The organism is Natronomonas sp. CBA1123 (assembly GCF_009741925.1).
In the GTDB taxonomy this organism is placed as follows: domain Archaea; phylum Halobacteriota; class Halobacteria; order Halobacteriales; family Haloarculaceae; genus Natronomonas.
Genome location: NZ_WPCC01000066.1, coordinates 1 through 9,956 on the forward strand (window position 1 = coordinate 1; position 9,956 = coordinate 9,956).

The window sequence follows — 9,956 nt, forward strand, 5'->3', positions numbered from 1 at the left end:
GCCGGGCACTGCTGGTCGTCGAGTAAGTCCTCGATAGGTTGGCCGCACCACTCACAACAGTATGTCGGCGTTATGGTAGGTCGGCTCTCAGCGGCCATGTGAGCCACCCCCCCCATAACCTCGGGTAACTGGCCGTATAAACTCCCTGAGTAAACCTTTTTAGTCAGTATGGGGACGGAGGGATTTGAACCCCCGATCTACTGATATCTCCGGTGTAGCGCCTCGGTCCTCCAGAGGGTCGTCAACGCGGAGCGATGATCAGTCGTCCGCTCGGTATATCAGTCTGGAGTCTCGTCACCGGGCGCGTGGCCTCTGGAGTCAGCCGCCATGCCTGGCTTGGCCACGTCCCCTCGATTCCCCGTACTTCCCTTCTTCCTAAAGGGGTTTCGATTCGGCACATCGACTTTGGCGGTGCCGCCCGAAGTGAGGGTATGACCGAGCGCGTTCCAGTGACCGTCATCGACGGAAACTACGAGACGACCATCGAGGTGCCGCGGGGGACGGTGCTTCGAGACGCCCTCTCGGAGCGGGGCTTCGAGGTGTACGGTTCGGTGTCGCGGGTGGCGAACTGCGGCGGCCGGGGGCTGTGTGGCACCTGTGGCGTCCGAATCGAGGACGCCCCCGAGCCGTCGCAGTGGCACGACGCGGCCGCCGACCGGTGGGGGTACCCGCGGCTATCCTGTCAGATTCGAGTCGAAGAACCCCTCCAAGTCGAATTACTCAAAAAAGTTCTCTGGGGGCAGATACTCCCGGATTAGCGGTCGGTTTCGCTCCAACCGCACTCCTGACACTTGTAGCCGGTGACGAACTCGGTGACGCTCGGCATGTAGCCCACCGAGATGACGTCGCCACCGCAGTCGGGACATGCTCGGTCGGTGTCCTCGATGCCTTCGGTGTCCATGACGCGCTCGCCTTCGATGAGTTCGGCGAGTTTTCCGGGCGTGACCATGCGACCCTCGACGACGCGGTTGTCGGCCATACAGGAGGAGTGTCGCCGAGGGCCCTAAGGCTTTACAGCCACGGCGCGCGGTCGCCCTCGGGACTTCCGGGCGCGGTGGATTCTTCGTCGTCGACGCGCTCGACGGCGTCTTCGACGTCTTCCTCGAAGGGGTCGTCGGGTTCACCGCCATCGGTTGCGGCCGCAGCATCCGCGTCTTCGGATGGCGCATCCATCGCGCCCTCGGGGTTGAAGGCGAAGAGGCCGGTGATCGCGAGGACGATGAGTGCCAGCGGTTCCTCGCCCGTGATGGGGCCGACTTCGAGGATGGTCAGCGGGAGGACGCCCAGAGCGACCGCGCTGCCGAATCGGAAGCGGTCGATGTCGACGTTGCCACGGAGCCACGGGCCGAGTCCGGCGACGGCCAGCGCGAAGCTCACGCCGACGACGGCGGCGCCCGTGCCGTAGACGACGAACATCGGGTCGGCGACGAAGCCGAACTCGAAGGCAGTCGGGCGGAAACTCGCAACGAGACCGAGTCCGATGATGACGCTGGGTCGGGGGAGGTACTCGCCGACGGTCGCGCTCGCGGTCTTCGCCGCGATAGCGAGGATGACGAGTGCGGCGAAGCGCTCGAAGATGACCATATCGAGCACCGATGCGATGGTCGGTGCGATGGTCGCCTGCACTGCCGCGAGGGGGACGACGAGTGCCCCGACGAGGAGGACGTTCTTCACGCGGTCGCGTCGGGAACCCTCCATCTCGGCGAGGACGACGGCGAGCGTCGCGCTGCCGCCGAAGATGAGTAGCCCGACCTCGACCATACCGAGGAGGTCCGAAACCGCGCCGGCGACGATGAGGGCGGTGAAGATACCGTCGATGAGCGGCAGCGCCATGACAGTCGCGAGTAGACGCGTCCCTTCACCGACCTGTCGCTCGAGGCGTAACGCAATCGGGTGTCGTGATGCGCTCATTCGTCAGGCAGGGCGACCCTCACCATGGGACGAACGGCGGTGGATGTCGCGATACCCTCTGGCGTGTCCGGAGCGGTTGCGGGTCCGGATGGGTGCGACTTTCTCCGCTTTATTTGTCCACATCGCAAATGTAAAGAAAATGCCGGTGGCGAGGCTGGATTGCCCGGCGATACGCTGTGCGATGGGACTGGCGGAGTCCATACATGAGGCAACAGTTGACTGAATCATAAGTGTTGTGTGAGTATTGTCCGCATGCATCTGACGAGTGGCAGTATTCCGGCCATATTCTGCGACGAATCCGTCTACGGGGGTTCGCGGGGCGGACGAACATCCAACAACGGCTGTCGATGTACACGTTCGGACACTGGTGTCGGAGAACCCGTCGGACGGTTCGTCCGTGTTTATTAGTGACGGAGGGTATCGCTCTCGCAACGCTTTTGGGCGGGGGATTCCGACGGTTTACATGGCGAGCGACGAACCCTTCTCGGAGAAACTCCGCGTACCTGAGGCATTGACGTTCGACGACGTACTACTCCGTCCCAAGGAGAGTCGCGTCGAACCGGACGACGCCGACATGGCGACCCGCGTGTCGACGAACGTTACGCTGAACATCCCCGTCCTCTCGGCGGCGATGGACACGGTGACGGAAGCCGAGTTGGCCATCGAGATGGCCCGCGAGGGCGGACTCGGCGTCCTCCATCGCAACATGACCGTCGAGGAAACCGCAGAGCACGTCGAGACGGTGAAACGCGCCGACGAGCTCATCATCCGCGACGTGGTCACGGCCTCCCCCGAACAGACCGTCCGGGAGGTCGACCGCATGATGGGGAAAGAGGGCGTCTCCGGTGCACCGGTCGTCGACGACGACGACGTGGTCCTCGGCATCATTTCGGGGACCGACATCCGACCGTACCTCGAAGTCGGTGACCGCGACGAGGTCCGTGAGGCGATGACCGACGAGGTCATCACCGCCGGCGAGGACGTCACCGCACGCGAAGCGCTCGAACTCATGTACGAACACAAAATCGAGCGCGTTCCCATCGTCGACGAGGAAGAACGCTTGACGGGACTCGTGACGATGCAGGGTATCCTCGCCCGTCGAGAGTACGACAACGCCGCCCGGGCCTCCGACGGGTCGCTCGTCGTCGGCGTCGCCGTCGGTCCCTTCGAGACCGACCGCGCGTTGGCGGCCGACGAGGCCGGCGCCGACATCGTGTTCATCGACTGTGCGCACGCACACAACCTCGACGTCATCGACTCCGCCCGCGAAATCAAAACGCAGGTCGACGCGGACGTTGTCGTCGGCAACGTCGGGACGCGCGAGGCCGCCGAGGCCATCGTCGACTTCGCCGACGGCATCAAGGTCGGCATCGGTCCCGGCTCCATCTGTACGACCCGCGTCGTCTCCGGCTCCGGGATGCCCCAGATTACGGCCGTCGCCGAGGTCGCAGACGTCGCGACCCAACACGACGTGCCCGTCATCGCCGACGGTGGCATCCGCTACTCCGGTGACGCCATCAAGGCCATCGCAGCCGGCGCCGACGCCGTGATGCTCGGGTCGTACTTCGCCGGCACCGACGAAGCACCAGGTCGCGTCATCACGATGAACGGCAAGCGCTACAAGCAGTACCGCGGCATGGGCTCTGTCGGCGCGATGAAATCCGGTGGCGGCGACCGCTATCTCAAAGACGACCCCGAAGACGAGGAGTACGTCCCCGAGGGCGTCGAAGCCGCGACTCCGTACAAGGGTTCGCTCGAGTCCGAACTCCACCAACTCGTCGGCGGGATGCAGTCCGGGATGGGCTACGTCGGCGCCGAGACGATTCCTGAGTTCAAGGAACGGTCGGAGTTCGTCCGTGTCTCCTCGGCGGGCCAGACAGAGAGCCACGCCCACGACGTGGTCATCACCGACGAAGCGCCGAACTACAGCCCCGATAACTGACGCTGCCGGACGGACTCCTTCGAACAGTCCATCGGCTGTGGCGTACTCTCTGGGGGTGTCGCAGGCCGCTTGCGCCAAACAGCGGTGGCGGAATTGTCTCCGACAGCGTGGCCCACTCGCTGCCCCGACGCGCCGTTCACTTACTGCCGTACCGCGTTCATACACCGCCGGCTACAGTACCCCAACCGTGCGGTTTCGGCCGAAGCGTGTGCATCGAACTGCTCTCCACATCGACTGCAAACGTAGGTGTTCATGCTCATGGTGTGCCCCGAGTCACACCCTTGGTAGTGTGACCAGTGTTACCAAGGGAAGATTGGAATAAAAAAACGGGTTCCTGATATATCAGGCAGCACGTTAATCAACAGTAATTTCCAGTCCTGCGTCTGACGTGCGGATGACGACTCGGGGCGGCAGCCCATCACACACATTTAGCAGGCCGCTGAATCCCGGCGTATGAAAGAGCACATCCAGAAGAACTTCGACATAAGTACGGTCTCCTATGCGGAGTACGAGACTCGAACAGGTCGGTTCAGGAAGTTGGCACTGCAGCTGTACGACCGGATGGCCGACCAGGGGTCGGGACGTATCGAGTCCATCCTCGACGCCGGCGCAGGGTCGGGCATCAGCGCCCGTGCCTTCGAACAGCGTGGGGCGACCCCCGTCGCCTTGGATTTGAGCCGACAGATGCTCCGGGAGTGTACGGTCCCCGGCCGCGTTCAGGGTGATTTCGACAATCTACCCTTCAGCTCGGACACCTTCGACGCCGTCGCGTTCACCGCATCGCTGTTCTTGGCGCCGAATCCCGAACGGGCCGTCGCCGAAGCACGGCGCGTGCTTCGAGCGGGCGGCACCGTCGGTGCGGTCGCCCCGCTGGGATGGCGGACGACCGCGGGCGAGGACGTCTTCGCGGAACTCGACCGTGACTCCCGTTCCCCGGCCGACACCAGCGAGGTCGAGGCCGCACTCGCGAGCGAGTTCGACCTCGAAACCGGTACGTGGACGTTCGAAGCGACCGGCGAGACGCTTCGGCTGTTCCACGCCATCCCCGCAATCGCCGCACGACTGTACCCTCGCCTCGACGCGGAGGCCCGCGTCGAACGCGCCCAGCAGTTACTCGCGGATGTCGAAGGGCCGCTCGAAGAGCAGTGGCGCTGGTTCGTCGGACGTTGACAGGTGGCGCTGCTCGACGGATAGTCCGGAACAGAAGCGGGCCGAGGGGGATTTGAACCCCCGACCGTCTGGTTAAGAGCCAGACGCTCTCCCTGGCTGAGCTATCGGCCCTGCAAATTCACGTAACCGCGGTTGATTCAAATAGGTTGCGTTCCCACGCCCCAGCGGGACGCCATCACACGGTTCGGATGGTACGGGCAAATTAAGTACGTCCCGGCCGTCGGGGCGGCTATCATGAGCAGCGCCATCTCGATGGCTTCGATGTCGACGTATGCGATTCTCGGCTGCGGAAGCGTCGGCCACGCCGTCGCGGAGGAACTCGTCGCGGAGGGAAAGGACGTACTGATTCTCGACCGCGACGAGGGTCGCGTGGAGGCGCTTCGGGACCAGGACCTCGACGCCCGCACGGCCGACATCGCCGAGGAAGCGGCGGCCCAAGCCGTCTCCGACCGCGACGTCATCCTCATTCTCTCCCCCGACGTCGAGGCCAACAAGGTGGCGGTCGAAACCATCCGCGAACGCGCCGAAGACAAATTCATCATCGTCCGCGCCTCCGACCCCGTCACCGCCGACGAACTCACCGAAGCCGGCGCAGACGTGGTCATCAACCCCTCGGCGGTCATCGCGGACTCGGCGCTTCGCGCACTCGAACAGGGCGAGTTGGAGTTCAAGGCCACGCAACTGGCCGACGTCATCGACTCCGGGGAGTCGCTTGCCATCCTCGCACACCGCTCGCCGGGTCCGGACTCCATCGCCTCGGCCGTCGCGCTGCAGGCCATCGCCGACGCCCGCGACGTGTCCGCGGACATCCTCTACGAAGGCGAAATCGGCCACCAGGAGAACCGCGCGTTCGTCAACCTCCTGGGTATCGAGTTGACGCCGCTTTCGGAGGCCGACCTCAAGGGGTACGACAATCTCGCACTCGTCGACTGTGCGAAGGCCGCCGACCCCGTCGTCGACGGTCCCGTCGACATCTTCATCGACCACTTCGAACCTGAAGTCGAATACGACGCGGAGTTCACCGACATTCGGCCGAACGTCTCCTCGACGTCGACGATTCTGACGAAGTACATCCAGGAGTTCGACATCACGCCGCCGGAGGAGGTAGCCACTGCACTACTGTACGGTATCCGGGCCGAAACGCTCGATTTCAAACGCGATACGACGCCGGCGGACCTCACCGCGGCGGCGTACCTCTATCCGTTCGCCAACCACGACACCCTCGAACAGGTCGAATCGCCGTCGATGAGTCCGGAGACGCTGGACGTACTCGCCGAGGCGATTCGGAACCGCGAGGTCAAGGGGAGTCACCTCGTGTCCAATGCGGGATTCATTCGAGACCGCGATGCGCTGTCCCAAGCCGCCCAACACCTGCTCAACCTGGAGGGCATCACGACCTCGGCGGTGTTCGCCATCGCCGACGACACGATTTACCTCGCGGCCCGGTCGAAGGACATCCGGATGAACATCGGCAACGTGTTGCAGGACGCCTTCGGCGAAATCGGCGAGGTGGTCGGCCACTCGACGGACGCCTCCGCGGAAATACCGCTCGGCATCTTCACTGGACTGGAGATAACCGGCGACAACCGGGAGACGCTGCTGTCGCTCACCGAGGAAGCGGTTCGGACGAAACTGTTCGAAGCGATGGGCGTCGAAGGCGGAAGCGGCGGGGGAGAAGGGACGAACGGGAGCTAGGCCGGCGCCTCTTCCTCTTCGGGTTCTCGAAGCCGTTCGACGACGTCGTTGACGAGGACGATGTCGCCGACGGCCCGGACCCACCGATACGGGATGATAACGCCCTTCGAGCCGCTGACGCGCGTATCGAAGAGGTCACGGTTGACTTCACCGAGGGCCAGTCCGGTGACGACTTCGCTGTCGAGGTCGAGGCGGATGTCCTCGACCTCACCGACGAAGACGCCCTTGTTCGAGTAGACTTCTCGACCGACGAGCGACGTGATTTCCTGAGGGACGGACTCCATCTCCATAGCGGCCGGTCGTGACGACACCTATTAACTGCTTTGCAGACGACCACCGGTCGTGTGCATCGGACACACCCCCGAAGAGGTTAAAACCACGATTCCACTAGTACGCCCATGAGCGATGCCGAAGACATCGAAGACATTCGAGCGAAGAAACGCGAAGAACTGGCGGCTCGCGCCGGTTCGCCCAGCGAACCGGTCCACGTGAACGGCGCCGCCCACCTCGAGGAACTCCTCGAAGAGAACCGCGTCGCGTTGGTCGACTTCTACGCCGACTGGTGTGGGCCCTGCAAGATGCTCGAACCGACCGTCGAGGAACTCGCCGCCGAGACGAACGCGGCCGTCCTGAAAGTCGACGTTGACGCCCACCAGGATATCGCCCAGCAGTACCAGGTCCAGGGCGTTCCCACGCTGTATCTGTTCGTCGACGGCGAACCCGCAGACAGAATGGTCGGCGTCCAGGAGAAGGCCACGCTGGCGAACAAAATCGAACAGCACGCCTGAACGGACGACGCGCTTTCGGACAACCTCGTCAACCAAGCTTTTGCGATAGGTTTACCAAACAGACCTTCGTGGTTTGTTCACACGCTGGCCACAGTTCATGCCTAGCGATTGCTCTCGTAAACTCTCAACACCCAGTAGATTTATTATCCTGTCAACCACGTTCGCTAGTGTGGTTTACGAAACAGGAAACCGAACGGTCGACGACGCGGTCCGGCGAGTTCTCGACGGCGAGAGCTTAGACCGGACCGACGGGCTGGCGCTCCTCGCCCAACCGGCCGAGGCGCTGGCTGCCGGCGCCGACCTCGTTCGTCGGGAGTTCTCCGACGGAACGGTCGACGCTTGCAGCATCGTCAACGCGAAGGCGGGCGACTGCGCCGAGGACTGTGGCTTCTGTGCCCAGTCGGCCCACTTCGACACCGGCATCGACACCTACGGATTCCTCGGACCCGAGAAGGTGCTCGAAGCCGCGAAACGCGCCGAGGCCGACGGTGCCCAGCGCTTCGGTATCGTCGTCGCCGAGAAGGGCGTCTCGAAGGAACACCGCCCGGATGAGTGGAACGAAATCATCGAGGCGATTCGACTCGTCCGCGACGAAACCGATGTGGAAGTCGACGCCTCACTCGGATTGCTCACCGAAGAGGAGGCCGAAATCCTCTCCGAGGAAGGCCTCAATCACTACAATCACAACATCGAGACCTCTCGACGGTACTTCCCGAAGGTCGTCGGCACTCACGATTTCGAGGACCGACTGAAGACGCTCCGTCGGGCGAAAGCCGCGGGAATGGACCTCTGTGCTGGCGTCATCCTCGGAATGGGCGAATCACCGACCGACCGCGTCGACGCCGCCATCGAACTGCAGGACATCGGCGTCTCCTCGCTGCCGGTGAACATCCTCAACCCCGTCGCCGGCACGCCGATGGGCGACGCCGACCACGCCGCCATCTCGAAGGCGGAGGTCATCAAGACCATCGCGGTGTACCGGCTGCTCCATCCCCACTCTCGGGTCCGACTGACGGGTGGTCGCGAGGTGAACCTCGCGCCCGACGAACAGCACCTGCCTTTCGAGGCCGGTGCCGACGGCCTGTTGACCGGTGATTACCTCACGACCGAGGGACAGGACCCCGGCGACGACATCGAAATCGTCGAACGCGCCGGGTTGGAGCCGAACCGCGCGGTAAACGACTTCGACCCCGAGGAAGTGAAAGCCAAACATCGTGACTCCGCTCCCGACACGGCCGTCGGGACGGCGACGAGTAACGCGACCAGCGAACTGGACGACTAATACAACACTACGACAATGAACGATATCGACTTCGCAGTACTGGGAACCGGTGGCATCGGCCGACGAGCACTCGAATACTCGACGCGGAAAGACGGTCTTAACCCAGTTGCGGCGTGTGACCGCCACGGCGTCGCCGTCGACCACGATGGCCTCGACGTGGAGGAACTGCTGGCAGCGACGGAGGGGAACATAGCGAGTGACGGTGGGGCTGTCGCGGTCAAACAGTCCGGCGAGCAGAAAGGCGTCGCTGCCTCCGCCCAAGCCGACTCGACGGAGACACCCATCGACGACATCATTGCTGAATCGGACGCTATCGACGCGGTTCTCATAGCGCTGCCGAACCTCGAACACGACTTCATCCCGCGCGTCGCCGACCGCTTCGCCGAGGCCGACTACGAGGGCGTCCTCGTCGACGTGCTGAAACGCTCCCGCGTCATCGACATGCTCGACGAACGAACCGACACCTTCGAGGAGTCCGGCATCACCTTCGTCTGTGGTGCCGGTGCGACGCCCGGATTCCTCACGGGCGCTGCGGCCCTCGCCGCACAGTCGTTCGTCGAAGTCGAGGACGTCGAAATCTGGTGGGGCGTCGGTCTCAAATCGGGCTACGAGGACAACCGCGGCACCGTCCGTGAGGACATCGCCCACCTCGATGGCTACGACATCGAGACCGCACGCGACCTCTCCGACGAGGAAATCGAGGCCATCATCGAGGACCACGACGGCCGAATCGAGTTCGAGGACATGGAACACGCCGACGACGTGCTGCTCGAACGGGCCGGCATCTGTGACGCCGAAGACGTGACCGTCGGCGGCATCCTGGACGTCCGCTCCGACGAAAAGCCGACGACGACAACCGTCAGCGTCACCGGCAGGACCTTCGACGGCGAGGTCGGTACGAACACCTTCCAACTCGACGACGCCACGAGCATGGAGGCCAACGTCAACGGCCCGGCGCTCGGCTATCTGAAGGCGGGCGTCCGACGGAACCGCGCCGGCGAGTACGGCGTCTTCGGGCCCGCCGACCTGATGCCGGGCTTTTGAACGGCATGAGCCTCCAGCACTCTCACGGTTTCGACCTCGAAGCGCGACTCCGCGACCGTGAGCGGTCGGGCCTCCGGCGAGACCTCACGCCCGTCGAGTCGGTCGCCGCTCGAACCCCGGTCGC

The 9,956-nt window shown here is 63.8% G+C and carries 10 protein-coding genes and 2 tRNA genes; 7 read left to right on the plus strand and 5 right to left on the minus strand.

Going from position 1 to position 9,956, the window contains the following annotated elements:
- Nucleotides 1-169: 169 nt before the first annotated feature.
- Nucleotides 170-350: transfer RNA gene (locus GJ631_RS17635), tRNA-Trp, on the minus strand.
- Nucleotides 351-431: 81 nt separating this feature from the next.
- On the opposite strand from GJ631_RS17635, the gene GJ631_RS17640 reads away from it, so the two are divergent.
- On the plus strand, nucleotides 432-758 hold the full coding sequence (locus tag GJ631_RS17640; protein WP_156710414.1) for a 2Fe-2S iron-sulfur cluster-binding protein: 327 nt from the start codon (nucleotides 432-434) through the stop codon (nucleotides 756-758).
- Here GJ631_RS17640 and GJ631_RS17645 read toward each other — a convergent pair.
- Both GJ631_RS17645 and GJ631_RS17650 read right to left on the minus strand, forming a co-directional pair.
- The gene (locus GJ631_RS17645; RefSeq protein WP_156710415.1) at nucleotides 755-979 is read right to left on the minus strand and encodes a DUF5795 family protein; all 225 of its coding nucleotides are present in this window, start codon (nucleotides 977-979) and stop codon (nucleotides 755-757) included. The genes GJ631_RS17640 and GJ631_RS17645 overlap by 4 nt on opposite strands.
- Nucleotides 980-1,011: 32 nt before the next feature.
- The gene (locus GJ631_RS17650; protein WP_156710416.1) at nucleotides 1,012-1,911 is read right to left on the minus strand and encodes a DUF5794 domain-containing protein; all 900 of its coding nucleotides are present in this window, start codon (nucleotides 1,909-1,911) and stop codon (nucleotides 1,012-1,014) included.
- 463 nt (nucleotides 1,912-2,374) lie between these two features.
- On the opposite strand from GJ631_RS17650, the gene guaB reads away from it, so the two are divergent.
- Entirely contained in the window at nucleotides 2,375-3,853 is a 1,479-nt protein-coding gene (guaB, locus tag GJ631_RS17655) for an IMP dehydrogenase (RefSeq protein ID WP_156710417.1), read from the plus strand.
- A gap of 453 nt (nucleotides 3,854-4,306) precedes the next feature.
- A complete protein-coding gene (locus tag GJ631_RS17660) occupies nucleotides 4,307-5,023 on the plus strand; it encodes a class I SAM-dependent methyltransferase (protein WP_156710418.1) in 717 nt (238 codons plus the stop codon).
- Between the two features lie 37 nt (nucleotides 5,024-5,060).
- Here the strand turns inward: GJ631_RS17660 and GJ631_RS17665 are convergent.
- Nucleotides 5,061-5,134, minus strand: a tRNA-Lys gene (locus GJ631_RS17665).
- Between the two features lie 123 nt (nucleotides 5,135-5,257).
- Between GJ631_RS17665 and GJ631_RS17670 the strand changes: the two genes are divergently transcribed.
- A complete protein-coding gene (locus tag GJ631_RS17670) occupies nucleotides 5,258-6,718 on the plus strand; it encodes a DHH family phosphoesterase (protein ID WP_156710419.1) in 1,461 nt (486 codons plus the stop codon).
- On the opposite strand, the gene GJ631_RS17675 is transcribed toward GJ631_RS17670, so the two are convergent.
- Entirely contained in the window at nucleotides 6,715-7,002 is a 288-nt protein-coding gene (locus tag GJ631_RS17675) for a PRC-barrel domain-containing protein (RefSeq protein ID WP_156710423.1), read from the minus strand. The genes GJ631_RS17670 and GJ631_RS17675 overlap by 4 nt on opposite strands.
- 114 nt (nucleotides 7,003-7,116) lie before the next feature.
- Here GJ631_RS17675 and trxA point away from each other — a divergent pair, with 114 nt between their 5' ends.
- The 3 genes from trxA to GJ631_RS17690 all read left to right on the plus strand — a co-directional run bounded on the left by trxA (nucleotide 7,117) and on the right by GJ631_RS17690 (nucleotide 9,832).
- Nucleotides 7,117-7,506, plus strand: a complete 390-nt coding sequence (gene trxA / locus GJ631_RS17680; protein WP_156710420.1) for a thioredoxin — start codon at nucleotides 7,117-7,119, stop codon at nucleotides 7,504-7,506.
- A gap of 169 nt (nucleotides 7,507-7,675) precedes the next feature.
- On the plus strand, nucleotides 7,676-8,788 hold the full coding sequence (gene bioB / locus GJ631_RS17685; protein ID WP_370518730.1) for a biotin synthase BioB: 1,113 nt from the start codon (nucleotides 7,676-7,678) through the stop codon (nucleotides 8,786-8,788).
- 15 nt (nucleotides 8,789-8,803) lie between these two features.
- Nucleotides 8,804-9,832 carry a transcriptional regulator gene (locus GJ631_RS17690; protein ID WP_156710422.1) on the plus strand — a complete coding sequence of 343 codons (1,029 nt, stop codon included), beginning with the start codon at nucleotides 8,804-8,806 and terminating at the stop codon, nucleotides 9,830-9,832.
- The last annotated feature ends 124 nt before the right edge of the window (nucleotides 9,833-9,956 follow it).

Bases quoted from the DNA above. Each gene is read 5' to 3' on its own strand.
- GJ631_RS17670 (WP_156710419.1), top strand. From the start codon at position 5,258: ATGAGCAGCGCCATCTCGATGGCTTCGATGTCGACGTATGCGATTCTC.
- GJ631_RS17660 (WP_156710418.1), top strand. From the start codon at position 4,307: ATGAAAGAGCACATCCAGAAGAACTTCGACATAAGTACGGTCTCCTAT.
- guaB (WP_156710417.1), top strand. From the start codon at position 2,375: ATGGCGAGCGACGAACCCTTCTCGGAGAAACTCCGCGTACCTGAGGCA.
- GJ631_RS17690 (WP_156710422.1), top strand. From the start codon at position 8,804: ATGAACGATATCGACTTCGCAGTACTGGGAACCGGTGGCATCGGCCGA.
- GJ631_RS17675 (WP_156710423.1), bottom strand. From the start codon at position 7,002: ATGGAGTCCGTCCCTCAGGAAATCACGTCGCTCGTCGGTCGAGAAGTC.
- GJ631_RS17640 (WP_156710414.1), top strand. From the start codon at position 432: ATGACCGAGCGCGTTCCAGTGACCGTCATCGACGGAAACTACGAGACG.
- trxA (WP_156710420.1), top strand. From the start codon at position 7,117: ATGAGCGATGCCGAAGACATCGAAGACATTCGAGCGAAGAAACGCGAA.
- GJ631_RS17650 (WP_156710416.1), bottom strand. From the start codon at position 1,911: ATGAGCGCATCACGACACCCGATTGCGTTACGCCTCGAGCGACAGGTC.
- GJ631_RS17645 (WP_156710415.1), bottom strand. From the start codon at position 979: ATGGCCGACAACCGCGTCGTCGAGGGTCGCATGGTCACGCCCGGAAAA.